Below are 24865 nucleotides of genomic sequence, written 5' to 3'. Positions count from 1 at the left end.
CCTCTAGGCGTTGGGGTCGGAGGGTTCGGGATGGTCCGAGTGCTCGAGGCCGACGGCGCCGAGCACCTTGGAGTCCGACGCCCGCTGCACGGCCAGCCGCTCCGCCTCGGCGGTCGCGGACCGGAAGTCCGCCAGGATCCGGTTCTGGAGCGTGAACATCTCGCGCTCCTCGGCGGGCTCGGCGTGGTCGTACCCGAGCAGGTGCAGCACACCGTGCACGGTCAGCAGGTGCAGCTCGTCCAGCAGGCCGTGGCCCGCCTTCTTCGCCTGGTCCTTGGCGAACGCGGGGCACAGGACGATGTCACCCAGCAACGCCGGACCCAGCCCGGCCGCGTCGGGGCGGCGGGCCGAGTCCAGTTCGTCCATGGGGAACGCCATCACGTCCGTCGGACCGGGCAGGTCCATCCAGCGTTCGTGCAGGTCCGCCATCACGTCCAGCTCGACCAGCAGGACGGACAGCTCGGCCAGCGGGCTCACGCCCATCCGGTCGAGGGCGAACCGGGCGGCCGACACGATCGACGGCTCGTCGACCGCGACCCCGGACTCGTTGGCAATCTCGATGCTCACGCGCTCATCGTCCCCGGCGCTGCTCACCACGCCGCGCACCGGGTCCGCTCTGGCGCCCGTGCTGGTCGGTGTTGTCCTGCACGACCTGCCACTTCTCGTACGCGTCGACGATGTCGCCGACCAACCGGTGCCGAACCACGTCACCGCTGCTCAGGACCGAGAAGTTGACGTCGTCGACGCCTTCCAGGATCTCCCGGACGACCCGCAGACCACTGCGCTGGCCACCGGGCAGGTCGACCTGGGTGATGTCACCCGTGACGACGATCTTGGACCCGAAGCCGAGCCTGGTGAGGAACATCTTCATCTGCTCGGGCGTCGTGTTCTGCGCCTCGTCCAGGATGATGAACGCGTCATTCAACGTTCTTCCACGCATGTAAGCCAGCGGGGCGACCTCGATCGTGCCCGCCTGCATCAGCCGGGGGATCGACTCGGGGTCGACCATGTCGTGCAGCGCGTCGTACAGCGGCCGCAGGTACGGGTCGATCTTGTCGTTCAGCGTGCCCGGCAGGAAACCGAGCCGTTCGCCCGCCTCGACCGCCGGTCGGGTCAGGATGATGCGGCTGACCTGCTTCGCCTGCAACGCCTGCACGGCCTTCGCCATCGCCAGGTACGTCTTGCCGGTGCCCGCGGGGCCGATGCCGAACACGATCGTGTTGGCGTCGATCGCGTCGACGTAGTGCTTCTGGTTCAGCGTCTTCGGCCGGATCGTCCGCCCCTTGCGGGACACGATGTCGAGGCTGAACACCTCGGCGGGCGACTCCGTCGTGTTCGCCGACAGCATCGCGACCGTGCGGCGGACCGTGTCCGGGCCGACCTGCTGGCCGCGGCTCGCCAACTGGATCAGCTCGGAGAACACGCGCTCCGCGAAGCCCACCTCGGCGGGCTCGCCGGACAACGTGATCTCGTTGCCCCGCACGTGCACGTCGGCGTCCAGCAGGTCCTCGGCGAGGAGCAGGTTCTCGTCGCGCGACCCGAGCAGCGCGAGGACGGCCTCGTCCGGCACGGCGATCTTGGATTGGGCGTACGTCGAGGCCTGGCCGGCCGACGACGACTTCCTGGTCCCGTTGGCGGGGCTCGCGGCAATGGTCACCGGGCGCTCCTCCGGGAATCGGGCGGCTCCACCCGCTGCGGTACCCACCACGTGGTCTCGGGCCTGCTTCCTGCGCTTTCGCGCCAATCCTGGTAGGTCATCGTTGACAGGGCCGATATTAGTCGTCGACACCGACAAAACGCATCGAATTGACCTCCACCTCGCCTGAAGGCGGTAATCCCGCCCCGTGGAGGCAGCGGCGAACCGGGTGGACGGACGGTGTGTACTGGACCACCGTGGACACCGATCTCACCTTGCGCGAACTCGCCTACGACGACCTGGCCGCCTGCCTCAAGCTGGCCTCCGACCGCGGCTGGCCCGCGGAAGACCGCAAGTGGGGCCTCCTGCTCGACCAGGGCACCGGGTACGGACTCTTCGACGGTTCGGGCGCGCTGGTGGGCACCACCCTCGTCACCCGGTTCAGCGGCGAGCACGCCGCCCTCAGCATGGTGCTCGTCGCCTCCACCCACGGCGGGCAGGGTCTCGGCACCCGGCTCGTGGAGCACGCGCTGGAGCACGCCGGGTGCCCGGTGGTCTCGCTGCACGCCACGGCGCTGGGCCGCCCGCTCTACGAGAAGCTCGGCTTCCGGAGCGTGGCCAGGCTGACCACGTACTCCGGCTCGTTCGCCCCCGGCGAGCTGTCCGGCACGACCCGCGCCGCGCTGCGGGCCGACCTGCCCGCGGTCGTCGAGGCGGACGCCGCGGTGTTCGGCGCGAACCGCGGCGAGCTGTGGAAGGACTACTTCCGCCTCGCCGACCAGGTGCGCCTCGACGGCGCGGGAGGCTTCGCGGCCACCTGGCGGAGCGTCGACGGCCTCGCGGTCGGCCCGGTGGTGGCGGGCTCCGTCGAGGAGGCGAGGACGCTGATCTCCGACCTGGCCGTCGGAGCGGACGGCGACCTGAAGGTCGACGCCTACCGGGACGAGCTCGGCTCGTGGCTGGTGCGGAAGGGCCTGGTGGAACGGGGTTCGGTCGACCTGATGGTGTTCGGCGCGACCGACGTCCCCGGTGACCGGGCCCGCCTGCACGTACCGCTGATGCAGGCGCTGGGCTGAGCGTCGGCGTCAGGCGAGCGGGCCAAGGGGTTTGCCCCCGAGCAGGTGCAGGTGCGCGTGGAACACGGTCTGGCCCGCGTCCGCGCCGGTGTTGAACAGCAGCCGGAAGCCGCTGTCGGCGATCCCCTCGGCCACGGCGACCTCGCCCGCGGCCACGAACAGGTCCGTCAGCTCGCCGGGCGCGCGCTCGGCGAGCGCCACCGCGTGCGGCTCGTGCAGCTTCGGCACGAGCACCACGTGGACGGGCGCCTGGGGCGCGATGTCGCGGAACGCGAGGGTGGTCTTGGTCTCGTGCACGACGGTCGCGGGGATCTCCCCGGCGACGATCCGGCAGAACAGGCAGTCGTCCGACATGCGGCGAGGTTACCGACCCGCCAGCCGCAGCGCGGCTTCGCGGCACACCTTCCACGCCCCGGTGCGCACGTCCACCAGGTCCATGTGCCCGACGTCCGCGAGCCGGACGAGTTCGCAGCCGGACGCGGCGCTGAACGCCTCGGACTGGCCGACCGGCACGTCCACGTCGGCCTCGCCGTGCACGCAGACCACCGGGACGCCGATCGGCAGCAGTTCGATCGGTGACGCGTCGGCGTAGTCGGGGTCCGGGCCGAGCAGGTACGCCGACCGGGGGTGCGCGGCGAGGTCCAGCACGCCCGCCTGGGAGACGGCCCCGGTGACCCGGTCGTGACGGGCCGCCGCCCACACGGCCAGGTGACCGCCCGCGGAGTGGCCCAGCGTGACGACCCGGCCGAGGTCGAGCCGGGGGTCGTCCAGCGCGTCGATGGCGGCCAGGACGTCGGCACCGGTCGCGGGCCAGCCGCCGCCGTCCCCGATCCTGCGGTACTCGACGTTGTAGGCCGCGACGCCGTGCGCGACCAGGTCCTCGGCGAGCGGGCGTCCCAGGTCCAAGCCGTACCGCTGCATCCAGAAACCGCCGTGGACCACCACGACGACCGGAACGGGATCGGCGTCCGCGGGAACGGTGAGTTCGGCGAACTGGCTCGGGTGGTCCCCGTAGGCGATGCGGTCCATGGGCTGGATCAAACCAGGGTCCGGACATAAAGGTGCCGCGGCGCAGGGGGACCTGGGGGTCGTCCCGCTGCGCCGCGGCGACGCCGGACCGAGGGGGGAGGTGTCCGGCGAGTTATGGTCCGAAGAGGCCAAACGTGTTCGCCCCCTCAGGTGATTAGAGTAACTCCTTTGCGCACTAGTTCGCTAGGAGTAAGCAAAAAGGCCCGCAATGTTCACTCCCAGCGACTGGTGAGTACACCCAGCGCACCCAACGCGACGGCCGCGGCCGTCGACGCCCGCAGCACGGTGGGGCCCAGTCGCACAGCGTGAGCACCAGCTTCGGTGAGCGTGACCAGTTCCTGGTCCGTGATGCCGCCTTCGGGGCCGACCACCAGGAGCACGTCCCCGTCCTCCGGCAGCTCGACCGACCCCAGCGCCGCGGTGGCCGACTCGTGCAGGACCAGCGCCAGTGCCGACGTCGTCACCAGCCGCGCCAGCCCCGCCGTGCCCACCGGCTCGGCCACGGAGGGCACGCGGGCTCGGCGGGCCTGCTTGGCGGCCTCACGGGCGGTGCTGCGCCAGCGGGCGAGTGCCTTCGCGCCGCGCGGGCCCTCTTCCCACTTGGTCACGCACCGGGCCGCGCGCCACGGCACGACGCCGTCGACGCCCGCCTCGGTGGCGAGTTCCACGGCCAGTTCGCCGCGGTCGCCCTTCACCAGCGCCTGCGCCAGCACGACGCGCGGCGCCGGGTCCGGGACGGTCCAGCGCTCGACCACGGTCAGGCGCAGGGCGTCCTTGTCCAGCACCTCGTCGATCACGCAGCGCACCTGGTCGCCGGAGCCGTCGGAGAGCACCAGCTCCTCCCCCGCGCGCAGCCGCCGCACGGTGGCCGCGTGCCTGCCCTCCGGGCCGTCGAGCAGTCCGCGGTCCCCCGCGGGCAGCTCGTCGACCAGGAAGACCGGCAGCGTCACCTGTTGCCGCGGCCGGAGCGCAGGCGGGAGAACAACCCGCCGCCGCTCTTGCCGTTGTGCGCCAACGTGGGCTCTTCCTCGCCCCGCTCGGTGGCCAGTTCGCGCAGCAGTTCGGTCTGCCGGGCGTCGAGCTTGGTCGGGACGACGACCTCCAGGTGCACGTGCAGGTCACCCCGCCCGTCCACCCGGCCGTTGGACCGCAGCCGGGGCATGCCCCGGCCGGTCAGCAGCAGCTCCGTGTTCGGCTGGGTGCCGGGCTCGATGTCCAGCTCCTCCTCGCCGTCCAGGGTGGGCAGCGGGACGACAGCGCCGAGCGCGGCGGCCGTCATCGGGATGCGCACCACGCAGTGCAGTTCGGCGCCGTCGCGCTCGAACACGTCGTGCTGCTGCTCCTCGATCTCCACGTACAGGTCACCGGCGGGGCCACCGCCGGAGCCGACCTCGCCCTGGCCCGCGAGGCGGACGCGCATGCCCTCGGCGACACCGGGCGGGATCTGGACGTTGATGGTCCGACGCGAGCGCACCCGGCCGTCGCCGCCGCACTGGCCGCACGGGTCCGGGATGACCTCGCCGAAGCCGCGGCACACCGGGCACGGGCGGGCCGTCACGACCTGGCCGAGGAACGACCGCTGCACGGACTGGACCTCGCCGCGGCCACCGCAGGTGTCGCAGGTGATCGGCGAGGTGCCGTCGGCGCAGCCGCCGCCGTGGCAGCGGTCGCACAGGACGGCCGTGTCGACGGTCAGCTCGCGGCTCGTACCCGCCGCGCACTCCTCCAGCGTCATGTCGAGCCGGATCAGCGCGTCCGAGCCGGGTTGCACGCGGCTGCGCGGACCGCGCCCGCCGCCGGCGCCGCTGTTCGCGCCGAAGAACGCGTCCATGATGTCGCCGAGGCCGAACCCGGAGAACGGGTCGCCGCCCATGCCCCCGCCACCGCCGCGGCCACCCGACTCCAGCGGGTCGCCGCCCAGGTCGACGACCTGGCGCTTCTTCGGGTCCGACAGGACCTCGTAGGCGGCGGTCACCTCCTTGAACTGCGCTTCCGCGTCCGGGTTCACGTCCGGGTGCAGTTGCCTCGCGAGCTTGCGGTAGGCGCGCTTGATCTCCTCCGGGGTCGCGTTCTTCCCGACCCCGAGCGTGCCGTAGTAATCCCTCGCCACCGTGTTGTCCTCCTGCGGGTGCGATCCCGCGCCCGCTTGCGTCTGTTCCCGTGCTCGCGTACCGAAACGTCGAACGTGACTGCGTTCTCCGCGTATTCCGCGCCCCTCAGCGCGCGGTCAGGATCTCCCCGACGTAGTTGGCGACCGCTCGAACGGCCGCCATGGTCCCCGGGTAGTCCATGCGGGTCGGGCCCACGACCCCCATGCCGCCCAGCAGGTTGTCATGGCTGCCGTAGCCGATGGACACCACCGAGGTGCTGCGCATCTCGGCGGCTTCGTTCTCCTCGCCGATGCGCACCAGGATCGTTCCCGGATCACGCGCGGCGGCGAGCAGCTTGAGCACCACGACCTGCTCCTCCAACGCTTCCAGCACCTGCCGGAGCGAGCCGGGGAAGTCTGCCACGTTGCGGGTGAGGTTCGCGGTGCCGCCCAGCACCAGGCGTTCCTCCGGGTGTTCCACCAGCGACTCGATGAGCACGGTGCTGATGCGGATCATCACGGCGCGCAGGTCGCCCGGTGACTGGTCGGGCAGTTCGGCGACCTTGGCGGACGCCTCGGCCAGCCGTCGGCCGACCATGGCGGAGTTCAGCATCGCCCGGAGCCTGGCCACGTTGTCCTCGGTGATCACGTCGCCGAGGTCGACGGACCGCTGGTCGACGCGGCCGGTGTCGGTGATCAGCACGAGCATCAGCCGCGCGGGCGTGATGCGGAGGACTTCGAGGTGCCGCACGTTCGACCCGCTGAGCACCGGGTACTGGATGACGGCGACCTGGCGGGTGAGCTGGGCCAGCAGCCGGACGCTGCGGCGCAACACGTCGTCCAGGTCGAGCGCCTCCTCCAGGAAGGTGTGGATCGCCTTGCGCTCGGCGGTCGACAGCGGCTTGATCTCGGCGAGCCGGTCGACGAAGAGGCGGTAGCCCTTGTCCGTGGGCACGCGGCCCGCGCTGGTGTGCGGCTGGGCGATGTAGCCGTCCTCCTCCAGCGAGGCCATGTCGTTGCGCACGGTGGCGCTGGAGACCCCGAGGTTGTGCCGTTCCACCAGGGCCTTCGAGCCCACGGGCTCCTGGTTCGAGACGTAGTCGGCGACGATCGCGCGCAGCACCTCGAATCGGCGTTCATCCGCGTTCACGAAAGGTCACCTCCAGTAGTTGAGCGCTCCTGGGTCAAGTTTACGGAGCCGGGACGTCCACCGGTGCACCGATCCGGCCTCATGTGAGCCGGTGCACGACGGCGTCGGCGAGCAGCCGCCCCCGATCGGTCAGCACGCAGCGACCCGCGGCGAGCGCGTCGGGCTCCAGGAGGCCGTCGTCCGCGGCGAGCTTCGCCTCCGCCTGGCCGTCGGTGTCCAGCACGTCCAGCGGCAGGCCGTCGCGCAGGCGCAGCTCCAGCAGGACGCGTTCGACACGGCGGTCGTCCGAGGTCAGCAGCTCGCGCCCGGCCGCGGGCGACTGGCCCGCGGCGAGCACCTCGGCGTAGCGGGCGGGGTGCTTCACGTTCCACCAGCGCAGGCCGCCGACGTGGCTGTGCGCGCCGGGTCCGGCGCCCCACCAGTCGTGGCCGCGCCAGTACAGGAGGTTGTGCGCGCACTGGGCGGCGGCGTCGGTCGCCCAGTTGGACACCTCGTACCAGGGCAGGCCCTGTGCGGTCATGGCCGCGTCGATCTGCTCGTACTTGTCGGCGAGCACGTCGTCGTCGGGCATCGGCAGCACGCCTCGGCTGATCTTGCGGGACAGCGCGGTGCCCTCCTCGACGATCAGCGCGTACGCGGACACGTGGTCGACGCCCGCCGAGTACACGGCGTCGAGCGAGCCCTTGAGGTCGTCGGCGGTCTCACCGGGTGTGCCGTAGATGAGGTCGAGGTTCACGTGCTCGAACCCGGCGGCGCGGGCCTCGCGGGCGGCGTCGACCGGCCTGCCGGGCGTGTGCTTGCGGTCGAGGACCTGGAGCACGTGGCGGGCGGCGGACTGCATGCCCAGCGACACCCTGGTGTAACCCGCGTCACGGATGCCCGCGAAGAACTCGGCCGACGTCGACTCGGGGTTGGACTCCGTGGTCACCTCCGCGCCGGGCGCGAGGCCGAACGAGGACCGCACCGCGGCCAGCACGTCGGACAGCCCGTCGGCGCCCAGCAGTGACGGTGTGCCACCGCCGACGAACACGGTGTCAGCGCGGGGTGGGGTGCCGAGCACCGACGCGGCCAGGTCCAGCTCCCGTCGCAGGCCCTCCAGCCACGACTGCGGGGAGGCGGAAGTGCCCAGTTCACCGGCGGTGTAGGTGTTGAAGTCGCAGTAGCCGCAGCGGGTCGCGCAGAACGGGACGTGGACGTAGACGCCGAACGGACGGCTGCCGAGCCCGGCCAACGCCGACGGCGGCAGCGAGCCGTCGGCGGGTGCGGGATCACCAGCGGGAAGAGCGGAGGGCATGGGGTCCAGTCTCCCACTTAACACAGGTTCGAACGCCGTCCCATCATTCGGTTGGCTGTGGACCACGGGGTGGACAGGTGGCACTCTCAAGCCATGACCTCGACCGGAGTCCGCCTGGTGGTACGCCGCCACGTCGACTTCCGTCGTGTCTCCAGCGCGTTGTGCCGTCCTTCGGCATAGCCCGCGCCTGCTATTGACTTGTTCCCGTCGGCGCCGGGTGCGCTGACGAGACCCCCACCACGGCTCCACCGGGACTCGGCTGCGCGCGCCCAGCGCCCCGAAACCCCGGAGGACGACGATGGTCCCCCCGACTACGACGTCTCAACGCGGCACCAAGCAACGCCGTGGTGAGGGGCAGTGGGCGCTCGGCTACCGCGAACCGCTCAACCCCAACGAGCGCAGCAAGAAGGACGACAACCCGCTCAACGTCCGCGCGCGGATCGAGAACATCTACGCGCACGGCGGTTTCGCCTCCATCGACCCGGCCGACCTCCGGGGCCGTTTCCGCTGGTACGGCCTCTACACGCAGCGCAAGCCCGGTATCGACGGCGGCCGGACGGCCACGTTGGAACCGGAGGAGCTGGACGACGAGTTCTTCATGCTCCGGGTGCGCTCCGACGGCGGTCGGCTGACCACCGAGCAGCTCCGGGTGCTCGGCGAGGTCTCGCAGACCTACGCGCGCGACACGGCCGACATCACCGACCGGCAGAACATCCAGTACCACTGGATCCGCATCGAGGACGTCCCCGCGATCTGGCAGAAGCTGGAAGGCGTGGGTCTGACCACGATGGAGGCCTGCGGGGACAGCCCCCGCGTGGTCCTCGGTTCCCCGGTCGCGGGCATCGCCGTGGACGAGGTCGTCGACGGCAGCCCGGCGATCGACGTGATCCTGGAGCGCTACATCGGCGACCCGGCGTACTCGAACCTGCCGCGCAAGTTCAAGACCGCCATCTCCGGGCTCCCGGACGTGGCGCACGAGATCCACGACATCGCGTTCGTCGGCGTGGAGCACCCCGAGCACGGCCCCGGCTTCGACCTGTGGGTCGGCGGCGGCCTGTCCACCAACCCGATGATCGGCAAGCGGCTCGGCGCGTGGGTGCCCCGCGACGAGGTGCCGGACGTGTGGGCCGGGGTGATCAGCGTGTTCCGCGACTACGGCTACCGGCGTCTGCGGCACCGCGCGCGGATCAAGTTCCTGGTGGCGGACTGGGGGCCGGAGAAGTTCCGGGAAGTCCTCGAAACCGAGTACCTCAAGCGGACGCTGATCGACGGCCCCGCGCCGGAGGTGCCCGCGCAGCCGCGCGACCACATCGGCGTGCACCGGCAGCGGGACGGCCTGTTCTACGTCGGCGCGGCGCCGATCGCGGGCCGGGTGTCCGGGTCGACGCTCGTCGAGGTCTCCAAAGCCGTCGAGCGCGCGGGTTCCGGTCGGGTTCGCCTGACGCCGCAGCAGAAGCTCGTCGTGCTGGACGTGGCCGAGGCGGACGTGCCCGCGCTGCAAGGCGACCTGGCGAAGCTGGGGCTCCAGACCGAGCCGTCGCCGTGGCGGCGCGGCGTGATGGCCTGCACCGGCATCGAGTTCTGCAAGCTCGCGATCGTGGAGACCAAGGCCCGCGCGGTCGACCTGGTCAGCACGCTGGAGAAGAAGCTGGCGGACGTCGTCGGCGACATCGACGCGCCGGTCAGCATCCACATCAACGGCTGCCCCAACTCGTGCGCCCGCATCCAGACCGCCGACATCGGGCTCAAGGGCCAGATCGTGACGGACGCCGACGGCTACCAGGTCGAGGGCTTCCAGGTGCACCTCGGCGGCGGCCTCGGGCTGGACGCGGGCTTCGGCCGCAAGGTGCGCGGGCACAAGGTGACCGCCGCCGAGCTGTCCGACTACGTCGAGCGGGTCGTGCGGCACTACGTGGCGCAGCGCACCGAGGGCGAGCGGTTCGCCCAGTGGGTCCTGCGCGCCGAAGAGGGTGACCTGAAGTGAGTGCCACGGAAAGGGCCACGCCCTTCTACTGCCCCTACTGCGGTGACGAGGACCTGCGTCCCGAGGAGGAGCCCCACGCGGCCTGGCTGTGCACCGGCTGCCGTCGTGTTTTCACGGTGAAGTTCGTTGGACTGCATCTTCCTCAGGAGGTGAAGCGATGACCACGACCACTCGGACCGAGGAGTTGAGGGTGATCGCGGAGGCCGCGTCGGTCGAACTGGCCGACGCCACCGCCGCGGAGGCGCTGGAGTGGACCGCGCGGACGTTCGGCGAGAGCTGGATCGTCGCCTCCAACATGCAGGACGCCGTCCTGGTCGACCTCGCCGTGAAGGCGAAGCCGGACATCGACGTGCTCTTCCTGGAGACCGGCTACCACTTCGCCGAGACCATCGGCACCCGTGACGCGGTGGACCTGGTCTACCCGGACGTGCACATCGTCAACGCCGCCGCCGAGCAGTCGGTGGCCGACCAGGAGGCCGAGTTCGGCCTGCTGAACAAAACCGACCCCGGCCGGTGCTGCGCGCTGCGCAAGGTCGTGCCGCTCCAGCGGACGCTGTCCCAGTACGACGCGTGGGTCACCGGCGTTCGCCGGGTGGACGCGCCGACGCGGGCGACCACGCCGATCGTGCAGTGGGACGAGCGCAACGGGCTGGTGAAGGTCAACCCGATCGCGCCGTGGACCGACGACGAGTTCAACGCCTACATCGCCGAGCACGGGATCCTGGAGAACCCCTTGGTGCAGGCCGGTTATCCCTCCATCGGCTGCGCGCCGTGCACCGCGAAGCCGCTGCCGGGCCAGGACGCCCGCAGCGGTCGGTGGGCCGGGCAGTCCAAGACGGAATGCGGGCTCCACGGATGAACGAAGATCTGCTTGCAGGATCGAGCGTAGACACGGTGCCGACTCCTCAGACGACCCTGGACCGCCTTGAATCCGAGGCGATCCACATCTTCCGCGAGGTGGCGGGCGAGTTCGACCGACCGGTGATCCTGTTCTCCGGCGGCAAGGACTCCACGCTGCTCGTACACCTGGCGATCAAGGCGTTCTGGCCCGCGCCGGTGCCGTTCCCGCTGCTGCACGTCGACACCGGGCACAACTTCGACGAGGTCATCGAGTTCCGGGACCAGGTCGTGGCCCAGCACGGGTTGCGGCTCGAAGTGGCGAAGGTCCAGGACTGGATCGACGACGGGCGTCTCGAAGAGCGCCCGGACGGCACGCGCAACCCGTTGCAGACGGTGCCGCTGCTGGACTCGATCACCTCGCACAAGTACGACGCGGTCTTCGGCGGCGGTCGGCGCGACGAGGAGCGGGCACGGGCGAAGGAGCGCATCTTCAGCCTGCGCAACAGCTTCGGTCAGTGGGAGCCGCGCCGCCAGCGCCCCGAGCTGTGGAACCTCTACAACGGTCGGCACCGCGCGGGCGAGCACGTGCGGGTCTTCCCGCTGTCCAACTGGACCGAGCTCGACGTGTGGAACTACATCGAGCGCGAGGGCATCGAGCTGCCGTCGATCTACTACTCGCACCAGCGCGACGTGTACCTGCGCGACGGCATGTGGCTGACCGAAGGCCCGTGGGGCGGTCCCCGGCCCGAGGAGACCGTGCTGCACAAGACGATCCGCTACCGCACGGTCGGCGACGGCTCGTGCACCGGCGCGGTGGAGTCCGAGGCGTCCGACATCCGCGAGGTCATCGCCGAGGTGGCCGCGTCGCGGCTGACCGAGCGCGGCGCCACGCGGGCCGACGACCGCTTGTCCGAAGCAGCCATGGAAGACCGCAAGCGGGAGGGCTACTTCTAAATGAGCGACCTGTTGAGGCTGGCGACGGCGGGCAGCGTGGACGACGGGAAGTCCACGCTGGTCGGGCGTCTGCTCTACGACACCAAGTCGGTGCTGGCCGACACGCTCGACGCCGTGCACCGCGCGAGCGCCGACCGCGGCCTGACCACCCCGGACCTCTCGCTGCTCGTGGACGGCCTGCGCTCGGAGCGCGAGCAGGGCATCACGATCGACGTGGCGTACCGGTACTTCGCCACCGACAAGCGCTCGTTCGTGCTCGCTGACACCCCCGGCCACGTGCAGTACACCCGCAACACGGTGACCGGCGCGTCCACCGCGCAACTGGCGATCCTGCTGGTCGACGCGCGCAAGGGCGTCATCGAGCAGACCCGTCGGCACGCGGCCGTGCTGGCGCTGCTGGGCGTGCCGCAGCTCGTGCTGGCCGTCAACAAGATCGACCTGGTCGACTTCGACGAGACCACGTTCGCCCGCATCTCCAAGGAGTTCACCGCGCACGCGACAGCGCTGGGCTACAGCCCGGACGCGGTGGTGCACATCCCGGTGTCGGCCCTCGCGGGCGACAACGTCGTCGAGCACTCGGCGAACACCCCCTGGTACTCCGGTCCGACGTTGTTGGAGCACCTGGAGAGCGTCCCCGTCGAGGCCGACCCGCACGACGCGGTCTTCCGCTTCCCGGTCCAGTACGTGATCCGGCCGCGCACGCCGGAACACCTGGACTACCGGGGTTACGCGGGCCTGGTGGCGTCGGGCACGGTCAAGGTGGGCGACGAGGTCGTCGTCCTGCCCGCCGGGCTCCGCAGCACCGTCGAGAAGATCGACACCTACGACGGGCCGCTCGACGAAGCGGCGGCGGGCCAGTCCGTGACGCTGCTGCTGGCCGACGACCTGGACATCTCCCGCGGCGACCTGATCGCCGCGGCGGGCACTCCCCCGCAGGTCACCGACGAGTTCGACGCCACCCTGTGCTGGCTGTCGGAGAAGCCGCTCACGCCGGGCGCCCGCGTGCTGGTCAAGCACGGCGCCCGCACCGTGCAGGCGATCGTCACGGAACTGCGCGCGCGCTTCGACGAGCAGCGACTGGCCAGTGTGGACAGTCCTTCCTCGTTGGGGCTCAACGAGATCGGCCGGGTCGCGATCCGCACGGCGGAGCCGCTCCCGGTGGACGGGTACTACAGCAGCAGGCGCACCGGCGCGTTCCTGGTGATCGACGCGGCCGACGGCGGAACGCTCGCCGCGGGCCTCGTGGGCGCGGGCCTCCCGGTGCTGGACGGCGTGGATAGCTGTACCGAGGGCGGGAGCACCGCCCCCCTCACCGACGACCACGCCCTCGTCTCCCCCGGCCCCTGAACATTCCCCGAAAGGTCCCCGCAGCCGTGAGCAGCAACCGCAGAATCCTCGCCACGTCCCTCGCCGTCCTCACGACCTTCGCCACGCTCGCCGGGTGCTCACGGGCGGGCGGCGACGACACCTCAGCGGCCCCGGCCGCGTCCGACGACAAGGGTCCCGCCGCCGAGGTGCGGTTGGGCTACTTCCCGAACGTCACGCACGCCGCCGCCCTGATCGGCGTCGACAAGGGCCTGTTCGCCAAGGAACTGGGCTCCACCAAGCTGACGACGCAGACGTTCAACGCGGGCCCCGACGAGGTCAACGCGCTGCTGGGCGGGTCGCTCGACGTGGCGTTCATCGGTTCCGGCCCGGCGATCAACGCCTACGCGAAGTCCAAGGGCGAGGCCGTGCGGCTGGTCGCGGGCGCGACCTCTGGCGGCGCGCAGCTCGTGGTGAAGTCGGACATCAACTCCGCGGCGGACCTCAAGGGCAAGACCATCAGCACGCCGCAGTTGGCCAACACGCAGGACGTGTCGTTCAAGAAGTGGCTGGTGGACCAGAAGTTCGCCGTCGGCAGCGCGCCGGACCAGGTCAACGTGACCAACACGGAGAACGCGGCGAGCCTGGACCTGTTCAAGCAGGGCGGCATCCAGGGCGCGTGGGCGCCGGAGCCGTGGTCGTCCCGGCTGGTGATCGACGCGGGCGCCAAGGTGCTGGTGGACGAGAAGACGCTGTGGGACCAGGGCAAATTCCCCACCACCGTGATCATCGTGCGCACCCAGTTCCTCAAGGAGCACCCGCAGACTGTGGAGGCGCTGCTCAAGGGTGAGGTCGCCGCGATCGACTGGGCCGTGAACAACAAGGCCGAGGCGAAGACCGCGGTCAACGAGTCGCTGAAGAAGCTGACCAGCAAGGCGCTCGGCGAGCCGGTGCTGGACCGCGCGTTCGAGAACATCGAGCTGACGGTCGACCCGCAGGCCAAGCACTTCCCGCAGTTGGCGAAGGACGCCGTGACGGCCGGTGTGGCGAAGGAAGCGGCGGACGTGACCGGCTTCGCCGACTTCACCCTGCTGAACAAGGTGCTCTCCGCGGCGGGCAAGCCCACCGTCGACACCGCGGGCCTGGACAAGAAGTAGCCGAACAGCCGAGGGAAGGCAGGCACACCATGACCGCCACACTTGAGGCCCCGACCCCGTCCGACGTCAACGCCGCGGTGGCGCTGTCGGGCGTGCGCAAGGTGTTCGGCCACGGCGCGGGCGCCGTCGTCGCGCTGGACGGCGTCGACCTGCGGGTCGCTCCGGGGGAGTTCGTGTGCCTGCTGGGCGCGTCGGGCTGCGGCAAGAGCACGCTGCTGAACCTCGTCGCCGGACTGGACGCGCCCACCTCGGGCGAGATCGCGCTGACCACCTCGCGGCCCGCCGTGATGTTCCAGGAGGCGGCGCTGATGCCGTGGCTGACGGCCGCGCGCAACGTCGAGCTGCCGCTGCGCCTCGCCGGGCTCAAGAGGGGTGCCCGGCGCGCCAAGGCGAGCGAACTGCTGTCGCTGGTGCGCCTCGGTGAGGCTGGTGGCAAGCGGCCGCACGAGCTGTCCGGCGGCATGCGGCAGCGCGTGGCGCTCGCCCGCGCGCTCGCGTCGACGCTGGGCAGCGCGGAAGCGGGCACGCCCGGTCTGATGCTGATGGACGAGCCGTTCGCCGCGCTCGACGCGATCACCCGCGACGTGCTCCAGGCCGAACTGGTGCGGGTGTGGCGCGAGACGGGGACGGCGATCGTGTTCGTCACGCACGACGTCCGCGAAGCCGTCCGGCTCGGCCAGCGCGTCGTGCTGCTCTCGTCCCGACCCGGCCGGGTCGTGCGGGAGTGGAACGTCGACGGCCTGACCGGCGCGGACGAGTCGAACTCGATCGAGGAGATCACCGCACACCTGCGAGAGGTGATCAGTGGCCACGCCGCAGCCTCCTGAGACCCTCGAAGCCGACCGCGGCCTGGCCGCGGTCGGCGCGGGCCTGGACGCGCTCGACGCTCCCGCGCAGAACCGGCGGAAGTCGCCGTGGCAGCGGTTCCTGCACACGGCCGTGCCGCCGATCGTGGCGTTCGGCCTGCTGCTCGGCACCTGGCAGGCGCTGTGGGCCTCGGCGATCTGGCCGGAGTTCCAGCTACCCGCGCCCGCGGCCGTGTGGGACACGATCTGGGCGACGGTGCAGTCCGGCGACGCGGCGGAGATCCTGTGGACGTCGGTCTCGCGCGCGGTGCTGGGCTTCCTCGTCGCGGTGATCATCGCGACCCCGCTGGGGTTGCTGATCGCCAAGGTGCGGGTGGTCCGCGCGGCCATCGGCTCGCTGCTCACGGGGTTGCAGAGCCTGCCGTCGGTGGCGTGGGTGCCCGCCGCGATCCTGTGGTTCGGCCTCACGCCGTCCGCGATCTACTTCGTGGTGCTGATGGGGTCCGTGCCGTCGATCGCCAACGGCCTGGTGTCGGGCATCGACCAGATCCCGCCGCTGCTGCCCCGCGTCGGCCAGGCGCTGGGCGCGGGCAAGCTGTCGTCGGCGCGGCACATCCTGCTGCCCGCCGCGCTGCCCGGTTACCTCGCGGGCCTCAAGCAGGGCTGGGCGTTCTCCTGGCGCTCGCTGATGGCGGCGGAGATCATCGCGACCTCCCCGCAGCTCGGTCTCGGCCTCGGGCAGTTCCTGCACAACGGCCAGTCCCTCAACGACATCTCGATGGTCATCGCCGCGATCTTCCTGATCCTCCTCGTCGGCATCGGCATCGAACTCCTCCTCTTCCGCCCGCTGGAACGCGCCGTCCTGCGGGCCCGCGGTCTCACCGGAGCACTCGGATGACCCCGCTCATCGCCGTCGCGCACGGCAGCCGCGACCCCCGTTCGGCAGCGACCGTCACGGCGCTGCTGGACGTGGTCCGCGCCCTCAACCCGGCCGTCGACGTCCGCGCGGCCTTCCTCGACCTGTCCGCGCCCCGGCTCGGCGACGTGCTCAGGACCGTGCACGGCGAGGGTCACCGCCACGCCGTCGTCGTGCCGCTGCTGCTGGGCAAGGCTTTTCACGCACGCGTGGACGTGCCCGGCGCGGTGGCCGACGTCCAGCGCCAGTTCCCGCGGCTGTCGGTCACGATCGGCGACGTCCTCGGGCCGGACCCGTGGCTCGAGTCGGCCGCGCTGCGCAGGCTCGCCGAGGCGGGCGTCCGGCCCTTCGACCGGACCACCGGCATCGTGCTGGCGGGCGCGGGCTCGTCGCACGCCCCGGCGAACGCCGCCGTGGCCGCGATAGCCGCCCGTTGGGCCGCCCGCTCCGGCTGGGCGGGCGTGGAACCCGCGTTCGCGTCGGCGGGCGACCCCGACGTGCCCACGGCCATCGCTCGCCTGCGGGCCCGCGGCGCCACCCGCGTCGCCGTCGCGTCGTGGTTCCTCGCACCCGGTCTGCTCCCCGACCGGATCACCGCCAGGACGTTGGAGCTGGCGCCGGACGCCCGGATCGCCGCCCCGCTCGGCGCCGACCCGGAGGTGGCCGAACTGGTGCTGCACCGCTATTCCACGGCCTTGACGGGAAGCGAAGTTCGTCAATACGCGTGATTCGTCCGATCAGGCGACAGGGCCTTGACGTGAAACTTACTCACAAGTAGTCAGTTAGACACGCCGCTTCCGCTGGACGCCCTCCCACCTCAACGGGGAGAGGGAAACATGAAGACAGCCGTATTCGCAGCGCTGGCCCTGCTGCTCGCGACGAGCACACCAGCGTCCGCCGAACCGCACGCGATCACGTACAAGTTGAAGGCGACCGCACTCGGCCAGAGTGCGGAGTTCACCCTCGACCAACCGCTGGACGCGACCGCGCCGGGAGCGGTCGCGCCCGGCGGTGTCGTCACCGCGGTCATCGACCCGGCACCGAACAAGGTGCCCGCCGAAGCCGCCGGTTACACCGTGCGCGAGATCAGGACCATCAGCCTGTCGCTGCCCGTGCCCGCCAACTCCACGTTCCAGTCCGCCACCGCCACCGGCGGCTCAGGACTAGGCGGCACACCGACGATCGCCCTGTCGGGCACCGACGTGGTGCTCAAGGTCGCGGGCCCGATCAAGGGCGGCGCCGACTTCGAACTGCCCACCATCACCCTGAACCTGGTGGCGGGCGCCTCCGGCACCATCAGCACCCAACTGGGCGGCACCAGCTACACCGCGCCGGGCCTCACCTTCACCGCGGGCATCTCAGTCTTCGGCTTCCCACTCGACGCCCCGGCCACCGGCTACCCGGACCCCAACCCGATCCTGACGACCACCACCATCGGCTGACACCAGATCGCCGCGTGGAGTTCTCCGGAACTCCACGCGGCACCCGACCGTGGACCGGTGGTCCAGCAACCACTTCCGCGAACCGACCGATTGCCTTCCGAGCAAGTCCGGATGGGATCCTGTCCGGATGCACATGTTCGTCGACGAGTCCGAACGCGGCAGCTACCTGCTCGCCGCGACCCTGCTACCACCGCACTCCCTGCACCTCACGAGAACGGCCATGCGCGAGATGCTGCCCGCGGGCTGTCGACGACTCCACTTCAAGACCGAGCGGGATTCGAGTCGGAGACTGATCGCCTCCAAGTTGGTCCGCAGTGGACACCCGGCCTACGTCTACCAAGGCCGAGGGCCCAGTGAACTGGTCAGGGCGATCCTGCTGGAACGATTGGTGACCGACGCCATCGACAACGGCGTGACCCGGCTCGTGCTGGACTCGCGCGACGCGACGGCCAATTCCCGAGACCGGCAGACCATCGGTGTCCACACGAAGGCCCATGCGGCCGGGCTGATCTACGAACACATCGAGTCGTGGACCGAACCCGCCCTCTGGATCAGCGACGCCGTGGCCTGGTGCCACGGGGCCGGGGGCGACTGGAAACGACGAATCAGCCCGATGGTGGCCGCCGTGACCGACATCGGCACCGCGAAAAGCGCGAAGCCCAGGCAGCGACCGTCCGGACGCGCACCTGGGCTCACTTCCTCTCCCTAGCGGGAAAGGCTGGCAAAAGCGTATCAGGGCATCGCGGACGTGAAAACCACCCTCACCCCATCCGGTGACTCACCCCCGGTCCGCGTCCAAGTTCGCCACCAGCCGGTTCATCACGTCCAGCGCGCCCCGCAACTCCTCCGCCCCAACGGAAGCCGTGATCCGGTTCGCCCACGCGTACTGCGCCTCGCGCAGGCTCTCCACGGCGGTGTGCCCCGCCCCCGTCGGCTGGAACAGCTTCGCGCGCCGGTGGGCCGGGTTGGGCAGGTACTCGGCCAACCCCTTGTCCACCAACAGGTCCGCGATGCGCTGCACGCTCTGCCGGGTCAGTCCCATCTCGCGCGCGATGCCGGACACGGACAGGGGTTCCTTCAGCACCGCCCCGAGCACCTGCCACCACGCCGCCGTCAGCCCGACCGGCTTCGTCATCACCTCGGCGGCCTCCAGGAAGCCGCCGTACAGCCGGAACGTCCGCATGACCACGTCGGTCAGCACGTCTCCGGCCTCGGACCGCGGCTCGATCACGACGTGGCCGCCACCAGCTTGCCGAACCACGACGGGTCGCCGGTGCTGAACAGCCCGTACCAGGCCTCCAGGACCTCGGGCGAGTACAGGTCCAGCGCGGCGAAGATCTCGCGGGCGAACTCGACCGGGCTGGCCGCCCCGGCGGTGACCAGGCCACGATCGGTGACCGCCCGCTCGGCCCGGAAGCGCGCGGCGCCGCCGTAGCCCGGTGCCTGGGACAGCTCCTCGACGGCGTTGCCGGTGTGGTCGTAGGAGTCGAGCAGGCCGGAGGCCGCCAGGCCGACCGTGGCGCCGCAGATGGCCGCCACCGGCACGTCCGAGTCGAGGAACCGGCGGGCAGTGGTGGCGAACGGCGCCAGGTCGCCGGTGGCCCACAGGCCCGCGCCGGGGAGGATCAGCATGGCGCTGTCGGCGGGGTCGAGGTCGGCCAGCACGGTGTCCGGCGTGATGCGCAGGCCGCCCGCGGACGTGACCGTGTCGAACGTCAGCCCCACCGTGCGGATCTCGTAGCGGCCCGGCACCCGCTGCCACTCCGGGGTGTTGATGCCCGCCGTGGCGAACCCGAACTCCCAGTCGGCGAGCGTGTCGTAAACCGCGAGGTGCACCGTCGTTGTCACGACAGCAGCCTGTCATAACGACAGCATCCTGTCAATCAAGCCGGGATCGTAGAGTGCGGGTCATGGCAGACGAGCTGGTCCACTACGAGGTGCGGCGCGGCATCGCGACGATCACGCTGGACTCCCCCCACAACCGCAACGCGCTCTCGGCCCGCCTCAGGGCCGAGCTGTCCGCGCACCTGAAGACCGCCACGGCCGACGACGCCGTGCGGGTGGTCGTGCTGAGCCACACGGGAACCGTGTTCTGCTCCGGCATGGACCTCAAGGAAGCGGGCGGGGCGAACGCGACCCAGCAGGGGGTGAACGAGTTCCCGGCGATCCTGGAGCAGATCTGGACGAGCCCGAAACCGGTCGTCGCCCGGCTGGCCGGACCGGCGCGGGCGGGTGGCGTGGGGATCGTGGCGGCCTGCGACATCGCCGTGGCGGCCGAGCACGCGACGTTCGCGTTCAGCGAGGTGCGCATCGGGGTGGTGCCCGCGGTGATCTCCGTGACGGTGCTGCCCCGGCTGCTCCCCCGCGCCGCGCACGAGCTGTTCCTCACCGGCGAGGCGTTCGACGCGGCAAGGGCGAAGGACATCGGGCTGGTCAACTCGTCCGTGCCCGCCGACCAGGTGGACGCCGAGGTGCGGCGGTACACGGACATGCTGGCGCTGGGCGCTCCCGGCGCGCTGGCCGCGACCAAGCGGATGCTCCAGGAGCCGCGCCCGTCGACGCTCGGCGAGGCGTTCGCGGACCTGCTGGAGCTGTCGGCCCGGCACTTCGGCGGACCGGAGGGCCAGGAGGGGATCGCGGCGTTCGTCGAGAAGCGCAAGCCCTCCTGGGTTCCCACCGGGGATGACGCCTAGGGCCTGCCGTCAGCGGGACGCCCGGTAGTGCGCGAACCCGCCCAGGAACGACGTCCCGCGGCTCACCTCGACGGCGTCGCGCAGGCCGGCCTCGGTCATCAGGGCCTGCGCGACCCCGCCGGGCGAGTGGCCGTGCCCGTGGCCGCGCTTCGGCCTGAGCAGCCTGTGCACCGGCGCTGGCTCCTGGTGGTCGAAGTCGAGCAGGTGCAGGCTCCCTCCCGGCGCGAGCACCCGGTGGACCTCACGGAGCGCGTCGAGCTTCTGCTCCCCCGGCAGGTGGTGGAACATGAACGACGACAGCACCCGGTCGACGCTCCCGTCGTCGTACGGGAGCCGGTCGGCGTACCCGCGGTCGAACCGGACGGCCAGCCCCGCGCGGGCCGTCTTGCGCCCGGCGACGGCGAGCGCGTCGGCGTCGGGGTCGAGGCCGATCAGCGTCGCGCCCGGTGCCACGCGCCCGGCGAGCACCAGGACGTTGCCGGTGCCGCAGCCGATCTCCAGCACGGTCCCGCCGGGCGGCAGCGAGGCCTGGGCCACGAGCTGCCACTGGGCGTCCTTGGCGCCGAACAGCGTGCTGAACACGTCGTAGAACGGCAGCAGCGAACTCTTGCCCATCGCGGGCAGGTAAGCGCGGTCGGTGGTCACGGTGTTCTCCAAGGAACGAAGTTCGGCTGACAACTGCTAGCCTGTCAAGGCTCTGAACAGCCAACAAGTGACGAAGTGCGGCTCTGATGGCACATTCTTCCGATCGTGGAAACGCACAGCGCCCGACTCGCCTCACCGCGCAGGGCGTGCCGCTGGTCGACTACGTCCGCACCGCCGGGCTGCCGTCGGTGTCGGTCGAGCACTGGACCGGTGGCGACGCGCGGGAGCACACGTCCTCGATGGGCACGCACGCCCACGACTTCCTCGTGCTGTTCTACGTCGAGACCGGCGACGGCGTGCTGCGCGTGGACGGCGAGGACTGGGCGCTCTCGGCGGGCGACGCGTTCGTCATCGCCCCCGGCGCGGTGATCACGCCTCGCCACAGCGGGCAGGGCGAGGCGTGGGCGGTGTTCTTCCCGGCTGACGCGGTCGACCCGACGGCCCCGGCGTCCCTGGTCTCCTGGCGCACCCACCCGCTGCTGTCCCCGTTCATCGGCGGCCTCCGCGGCGGCGGGCAGCGGTTCCGCGTGCCACCGGACGACCGGCCCACCTGGTCACGGCACCTCACCGACCTGGACGCCGAGCTGACCAGCAGGCGGGACGGCTACGCCGACGCGACCCGCGCGCACCTGACGCTGCTGCTGGTGCGGCTCGGCCGCCTCCAGGTCGACCTGCCCGGCGATCCGGGCGTGGAACCGCTGCTGGCTGCCGTCTTCGACGTCGTGGAGAACCGGTACCACGAGCCGATCTCGCTGCGGGACGTCGCGGAGGCCGTCGGGCTGACGACCGGGCACCTCACCACCGTCGTCGGCAGGCGGACCGGGCGCACGGTGCAGCAGTGGATCACCGAGCGGCGGATGCGGGAGGCGCGGCGGGTGCTGGCCGACACGGACCTCACCGTCGACGAGATCGCGCACCGGGTCGGCTACCGCGAGGCGGGCTACTTCGTCCGCCGGTTCCGCGCCGCGCACGGCGTGACGCCCGCGGCCTGGCGGAGGGCCGGGCGCTAGTCCGCGCGGACGACCGTCAGGACGCGGCCACCGAGTTCGGTGGTGCGGCGCACGGCGTCGTCCAGCACGGCGTTCACGCTCTCGCCGCCGCGCGGGTCGCGGCGGGCCAGTTCGGCCGACCGCGGCCAGATGAGCACGTGCTCGCCCTCCGGTAGCCAGGACAGGTCGGTCAGCGAGTCGTACAGGGCGTCCAGGTTGTGCCCGAACCACTCCGGGAACGACAGCGCGGCGGCGATGGCCTCGATGGCCTCGTGCCGCGAGGTGATGGTGTCGCCGCGCAGGACGTGCGGGTGCGCTCCGCGCTCGCGGGCCGCCTTGACGGCTTCCTGGACGGTCACTTCTTCACGTCCACGACGACGAAGGAGTCGTAGTGGTCGGAGGTGTAGTAGACCTCCGACTGGTTGCCCGTGATCAGCCGCCGCGCGCCCCGGTCCTGGCTGCCGGGGGTGGGCACGGTGTACTCCTTGTAGTACTCGCCGGTCTTGGCGGGCAGGCGCTTCTCGCGGTTCTGGAACTGGACGCCGTCGTTGCGCGGGTACGGGAACGGCCCGTTCTTCTCGATCAGCTTCCACGTGTCGGCCGCCTGCGACGGCAGGCTCGACAGCGCCTTGACCTCGAACCCCGACTCCGTGCCCGCCACCGCGCCGCCGGGGGCCGCGGACGGCTTGGCGCTCACCGACCCGCTCACGGACCCGCTGGGTGGCGGGGTCGCGCCGCCGGAGGACGACAGGTCCTTGAAGACCCACCCGAAGACGACCAGGGCGATCAGGCCAACGAGAGCGACGGAGAGGCGCCTACCAGGAGTCACCGGGTCAGCCTACGAACCGCCGCCGATGTGCAGCGTGTGGGGCTCTCGGACGTCGGTCGGCAGCGTCCCGACCGGGGGTTCGGCGTCCTTGTGGGGTGTCACGCGGGCCGACGCGCGGTCGACCACGCGGTCGATGAGCCGGGCCGCGAACAGGCACAGGGGCAGCATCAGCCCCATCATGAGCGGGAACTGGAGCACGAAGGGGAGCTGGGTGAGCCACAGCTCGACCCCGTCCCACCACTGCGCGATCCCCTCAGGCACAGGACCGAGCCTAGTCCGGTGACGTGTCTCACCGCAGGTCGCCCTGGTCAGGTCGGTATGTTCGGCCCATGTTCGCCGTCTACGCAGCCGAGCCGAGCCCGCAGGACCCCCTTGCCGCGTTGCGGGTGGGTGAGCGTCCGGAACCCGAGGTACCGGACGGCTGGGTCCGGGTGGGGGTGCGGGCGGCCAGCCTGAACATGCACGACCTGTGGACGCTGCGGGGCGTCGGCATCAAGGCCGACCGGTTCCCGATGATCCTGGGGTGCGACGGCGCGGGAGTGCTCGACGACGGCACCGAGGTGGTGCTGCACTCCGTGATCGGCGACCCGGAGTGGTCGGGCGACGAGACGCTCGACCCCGGCCGCACCCTGCTGACCGAGAAGCACCAGGGCACGTTCGCGGACTACGCGGTGGTGCCGAAGCGGAACGCGCTGGCCAAGCCCGCCGGGCTGTCGTTCGCCGAAGCGGCGTGCATGGGCACGGCGTGGCTGACCGCGTACCGGATGCTGTTCGTGAAGTCCGGGCTGCGCCCCGGCCAGACGATGCTCGTGCAGGGCGCGTCCGGCGGGGTGTCGACGGCGCTGGTCCAGTTGGGCCGGGCGGCCGGGTTCCGGGTCTGGGTGACCGGGCGCACCGAGGAGAAGCGGGCGCTGGCGGAGTCGCTGGGCGCGCACGCCTCGTTCGAGTCCGGCGCGCGGCTGCCCGAGCGGGTGGACGCGGTGTTCGAGACCGTCGGCAAGGCGACCTGGTCGCACTCGATGAAGGCGCTCAAGCCCGGTGGGATCGTGGTGATCTCCGGCGCCACCAGCGGGGACGCGTCGGCGGCCGAGTTGCAGCGGCTGTTCTTCCTCCAGTTGCGCGTGGTCGGCTCGACCATGGGCACGCGGGAGGAACTCGGCGACCTGCTGGCGTTCTGCGCTCTCAACGACCTCAGGCCGCAGATCGGTCTGGAGTTGCCGATGGAGCGCGCCGAGGAGGGCCTGCGGTCGATGCTCGACGGCGAGACCTCCGGCAAGATCGTCTTCACGAGGTAGGTCGAGGGGGGGCGCCCGCCGGGCGCCCCCTGATCAGCCGCGCAGCAGTTCGAGGATGACGGACGGGTCCTGCGCGCCGGACACACCCCGGTTGCCGACCACGAACGTCGGCACCGAGCGCACGCCGATCCCGACGCCCTCGGCCAGTTCCTGGCGGACCCGCGCGGTCAGCGCCTCGTCGTGCAGCGCCTCCTCGGCCCCGGTCAGCCCGGCGTCGGCGGCCAGCTTGACCAGCACGTCCGGGTCGCCGACGTGCTGCCCCTCGGTGAAGTTCGCCCGGAAGATCCGCTCCTGCAACGCCCCCTGGACGCCCTGCTCGTAGGCGAGGCCGATCAGCTTGTGCGCGTCGAGCGTGTTCGCCTGCCGGGTCGCGCCGAGGTGGTACTCCAGGCCGACGCTCGCGGCGACCTGCTCCACGCGCTCGTGCGCGGCCTTCACCGCGGCCGCCCCGCCGAACTTCACGGCCAGCGCCTCGGTCATCGGCGCACCGTCGTTCGGCGACGCCGGGTCGAGCTGGAACGGGCGCCAGCGCACCTCGACCGGCTCGCCGTCCCACGCCTCCAGGGCGCTCTCCATCTTCCGCTTGCCGATGTAGCACCACGGGCAAACGACGTCCGACCAGACTTGAAGTTCCACGACAGACCTCAACACCCGCCAAGAGCACCTTGTTCCCGTATCGCCGCGCGCCCTCGTCGGGAATACGTTCGACTGGATCACAGTGGCGAGGGGAGACGAC

At 71.3% G+C, this 24865-nt stretch carries 30 protein-coding genes; 15 read left to right on the top strand and 15 right to left on the bottom strand.

Annotated features, from left to right (window positions below; translation table 11 throughout):
- Window positions 1-3 precede the first annotated feature (3 nt).
- Both ybeY and NZH93_RS05715 read right to left on the bottom strand, forming a co-directional pair.
- Window positions 4-567 (bottom strand): rRNA maturation RNase YbeY, encoded by a 564-nt coding sequence (ybeY, locus tag NZH93_RS05720; protein WP_259621845.1) that lies wholly within the window; start codon window positions 565-567, stop codon window positions 4-6.
- A 4-nt stretch (window positions 568-571) separates the two neighbouring features.
- Window positions 572-1651: a PhoH family protein gene (locus tag NZH93_RS05715; protein WP_372506590.1), complete on the bottom strand. Its 1080-nt coding sequence runs from the start codon at window positions 1649-1651 to the stop codon at window positions 572-574.
- A gap of 242 nt (window positions 1652-1893) precedes the next feature.
- Here NZH93_RS05715 and NZH93_RS05710 point away from each other — a divergent pair, with 242 nt between their 5' ends.
- On the top strand, window positions 1894-2712 hold the full coding sequence (locus NZH93_RS05710; protein ID WP_259621843.1) for a GNAT family N-acetyltransferase: 819 nt from the start codon (window positions 1894-1896) through the stop codon (window positions 2710-2712).
- A 9-nt stretch (window positions 2713-2721) separates the two neighbouring features.
- Here the strand turns inward: NZH93_RS05710 and NZH93_RS05705 are convergent, their stop codons facing one another.
- From NZH93_RS05705 to hemW, 6 genes are all read right to left on the bottom strand, one after another.
- On the bottom strand, window positions 2722-3066 hold the full coding sequence (locus tag NZH93_RS05705; RefSeq protein WP_259621842.1) for a histidine triad nucleotide-binding protein: 345 nt from the start codon (window positions 3064-3066) through the stop codon (window positions 2722-2724).
- A 9-nt stretch (window positions 3067-3075) separates the two neighbouring features.
- Complete coding sequence (locus NZH93_RS05700; RefSeq protein WP_259621841.1) at window positions 3076-3741, bottom strand: alpha/beta hydrolase family protein; 666 nt, start codon at window positions 3739-3741, stop codon at window positions 3076-3078.
- Window positions 3742-3953: 212 nt separating this feature from the next.
- Window positions 3954-4691: a 16S rRNA (uracil(1498)-N(3))-methyltransferase gene (locus NZH93_RS05695; RefSeq protein WP_259621840.1), complete on the bottom strand. Its 738-nt coding sequence runs from the start codon at window positions 4689-4691 to the stop codon at window positions 3954-3956.
- Window positions 4688-5851 (bottom strand): molecular chaperone DnaJ, encoded by a 1164-nt coding sequence (gene dnaJ / locus NZH93_RS05690; protein ID WP_259621839.1) that lies wholly within the window; start codon window positions 5849-5851, stop codon window positions 4688-4690. Before dnaJ ends, NZH93_RS05695 begins: the two co-directional genes overlap by 4 nt.
- A gap of 106 nt (window positions 5852-5957) precedes the next feature.
- Window positions 5958-6980, bottom strand: a complete 1023-nt coding sequence (hrcA, locus tag NZH93_RS05685; RefSeq protein ID WP_259621838.1) for a heat-inducible transcriptional repressor HrcA — start codon at window positions 6978-6980, stop codon at window positions 5958-5960.
- Window positions 6981-7059: 79 nt separating this feature from the next.
- Window positions 7060-8274 (bottom strand): radical SAM family heme chaperone HemW, encoded by a 1215-nt coding sequence (gene hemW, locus NZH93_RS05680; RefSeq protein ID WP_259621837.1) that lies wholly within the window; start codon window positions 8272-8274, stop codon window positions 7060-7062.
- 298 nt (window positions 8275-8572) lie between these two features.
- Here hemW and NZH93_RS05675 point away from each other — a divergent pair, with 298 nt between their 5' ends.
- The 11 genes from NZH93_RS05675 to NZH93_RS05625 all read left to right on the top strand — a co-directional run bounded on the left by NZH93_RS05675 (window position 8573) and on the right by NZH93_RS05625 (window position 18387).
- Window positions 8573-10258, top strand: coding sequence for a nitrite/sulfite reductase (locus tag NZH93_RS05675; protein WP_259621836.1), 1686 nt, complete (start codon window positions 8573-8575; stop codon window positions 10256-10258).
- Window positions 10255-10419, top strand: coding sequence for an Insertion element protein (locus NZH93_RS05670; RefSeq protein ID WP_106192632.1), 165 nt, complete (start codon window positions 10255-10257; stop codon window positions 10417-10419). The genes NZH93_RS05675 and NZH93_RS05670 overlap by 4 nt, the downstream gene beginning before the upstream one ends.
- Complete coding sequence (locus NZH93_RS05665) at window positions 10416-11117, top strand: phosphoadenylyl-sulfate reductase (protein WP_259621835.1); 702 nt, start codon at window positions 10416-10418, stop codon at window positions 11115-11117. The genes NZH93_RS05670 and NZH93_RS05665 overlap by 4 nt, the downstream gene beginning before the upstream one ends.
- A 35-nt stretch (window positions 11118-11152) precedes the next feature.
- Window positions 11153-12052: a sulfate adenylyltransferase subunit CysD gene (gene cysD, locus NZH93_RS05660; RefSeq protein WP_259621834.1), complete on the top strand. Its 900-nt coding sequence runs from the start codon at window positions 11153-11155 to the stop codon at window positions 12050-12052.
- A complete protein-coding gene (locus tag NZH93_RS05655) occupies window positions 12053-13399 on the top strand; it encodes a sulfate adenylyltransferase subunit 1 (RefSeq protein WP_259621833.1) in 1347 nt (448 codons plus the stop codon).
- A 26-nt stretch (window positions 13400-13425) separates the two neighbouring features.
- On the top strand, window positions 13426-14514 hold the full coding sequence (locus NZH93_RS05650) for an ABC transporter substrate-binding protein (RefSeq protein ID WP_259621832.1): 1089 nt from the start codon (window positions 13426-13428) through the stop codon (window positions 14512-14514).
- 29 nt (window positions 14515-14543) lie between these two features.
- Window positions 14544-15341 (top strand): ABC transporter ATP-binding protein, encoded by a 798-nt coding sequence (locus tag NZH93_RS05645; protein ID WP_259621831.1) that lies wholly within the window; start codon window positions 14544-14546, stop codon window positions 15339-15341.
- Entirely contained in the window at window positions 15319-16218 is a 900-nt protein-coding gene (locus NZH93_RS05640; protein ID WP_259621830.1) for an ABC transporter permease, read from the top strand. Before NZH93_RS05645 ends, NZH93_RS05640 begins: the two co-directional genes overlap by 23 nt.
- Entirely contained in the window at window positions 16215-16964 is a 750-nt protein-coding gene (locus NZH93_RS05635) for a sirohydrochlorin chelatase (RefSeq protein ID WP_259621829.1), read from the top strand. Before NZH93_RS05640 ends, NZH93_RS05635 begins: the two co-directional genes overlap by 4 nt.
- 108 nt (window positions 16965-17072) lie before the next feature.
- Window positions 17073-17678, top strand: coding sequence for a cyclase (locus NZH93_RS05630; RefSeq protein WP_259621828.1), 606 nt, complete (start codon window positions 17073-17075; stop codon window positions 17676-17678).
- A 127-nt stretch (window positions 17679-17805) separates the two neighbouring features.
- Window positions 17806-18387 carry a hypothetical protein gene (locus NZH93_RS05625; RefSeq protein WP_259621827.1) on the top strand — a complete coding sequence of 194 codons (582 nt, stop codon included), beginning with the start codon at window positions 17806-17808 and terminating at the stop codon, window positions 18385-18387.
- Between the two features lie 69 nt (window positions 18388-18456).
- Here the strand turns inward: NZH93_RS05625 and NZH93_RS05620 are convergent, their stop codons facing one another.
- Together NZH93_RS05620 and NZH93_RS05615 are read right to left on the bottom strand one after the other, a co-directional pair.
- Window positions 18457-18909 (bottom strand): MarR family winged helix-turn-helix transcriptional regulator, encoded by a 453-nt coding sequence (locus NZH93_RS05620; RefSeq protein WP_259621826.1) that lies wholly within the window; start codon window positions 18907-18909, stop codon window positions 18457-18459.
- Entirely contained in the window at window positions 18906-19526 is a 621-nt protein-coding gene (locus NZH93_RS05615) for a DJ-1/PfpI family protein (protein WP_259621825.1), read from the bottom strand. Before NZH93_RS05615 ends, NZH93_RS05620 begins: the two co-directional genes overlap by 4 nt.
- A 62-nt stretch (window positions 19527-19588) precedes the next feature.
- Between NZH93_RS05615 and NZH93_RS05610 the strand changes: the two genes are divergently transcribed.
- On the top strand, window positions 19589-20371 hold the full coding sequence (locus tag NZH93_RS05610) for an enoyl-CoA hydratase family protein (protein ID WP_259621824.1): 783 nt from the start codon (window positions 19589-19591) through the stop codon (window positions 20369-20371).
- Window positions 20372-20380: 9 nt separating this feature from the next.
- Here the strand turns inward: NZH93_RS05610 and NZH93_RS05605 are convergent, their stop codons facing one another.
- Entirely contained in the window at window positions 20381-21016 is a 636-nt protein-coding gene (locus NZH93_RS05605; RefSeq protein WP_259621823.1) for a class I SAM-dependent methyltransferase, read from the bottom strand.
- Window positions 21017-21162: 146 nt separating this feature from the next.
- On the opposite strand from NZH93_RS05605, the gene NZH93_RS05600 reads away from it, so the two are divergent.
- On the top strand, window positions 21163-22026 hold the full coding sequence (locus tag NZH93_RS05600; protein ID WP_259621822.1) for an AraC family transcriptional regulator: 864 nt from the start codon (window positions 21163-21165) through the stop codon (window positions 22024-22026).
- On the opposite strand, the gene NZH93_RS05595 is transcribed toward NZH93_RS05600, so the two are convergent.
- From NZH93_RS05595 to NZH93_RS05585, 3 genes are read right to left on the bottom strand one after another with little or no spacing between them, the layout of a single operon-like run.
- A complete protein-coding gene (locus NZH93_RS05595) occupies window positions 22023-22364 on the bottom strand; it encodes a barstar family protein (RefSeq protein ID WP_372506569.1) in 342 nt (113 codons plus the stop codon). The two genes, NZH93_RS05600 and NZH93_RS05595, sit on opposite strands and share 4 nt — an antisense overlap.
- A complete protein-coding gene (locus tag NZH93_RS05590) occupies window positions 22361-22834 on the bottom strand; it encodes a guanyl-specific ribonuclease (protein ID WP_259621821.1) in 474 nt (157 codons plus the stop codon). Before NZH93_RS05590 ends, NZH93_RS05595 begins: the two co-directional genes overlap by 4 nt.
- Before the next feature lie 9 nt (window positions 22835-22843).
- Window positions 22844-23095 carry a hypothetical protein gene (locus NZH93_RS05585; RefSeq protein ID WP_259621820.1) on the bottom strand — a complete coding sequence of 84 codons (252 nt, stop codon included), beginning with the start codon at window positions 23093-23095 and terminating at the stop codon, window positions 22844-22846.
- A gap of 68 nt (window positions 23096-23163) precedes the next feature.
- Here NZH93_RS05585 and NZH93_RS05580 point away from each other — a divergent pair, with 68 nt between their 5' ends.
- A complete protein-coding gene (locus NZH93_RS05580; RefSeq protein ID WP_259621819.1) occupies window positions 23164-24129 on the top strand; it encodes a zinc-binding dehydrogenase in 966 nt (321 codons plus the stop codon).
- A gap of 33 nt (window positions 24130-24162) precedes the next feature.
- Here NZH93_RS05580 and NZH93_RS05575 read toward each other — a convergent pair whose 3' ends face one another.
- Window positions 24163-24765 carry a DsbA family oxidoreductase gene (locus NZH93_RS05575; RefSeq protein WP_259621818.1) on the bottom strand — a complete coding sequence of 201 codons (603 nt, stop codon included), beginning with the start codon at window positions 24763-24765 and terminating at the stop codon, window positions 24163-24165.
- Window positions 24766-24865: the final 100 nt, after the last annotated feature.

The sequence above is a fragment of the Umezawaea endophytica genome (assembly GCF_025061645.1).
GTDB classification, from domain to species: Bacteria; Actinomycetota; Actinomycetes; order Mycobacteriales; family Pseudonocardiaceae; genus Umezawaea; species Umezawaea endophytica.
The sequence above is the reverse complement of the archived record's forward strand: the minus strand, read 5'-3'. Positions and strand labels throughout refer to the sequence as shown.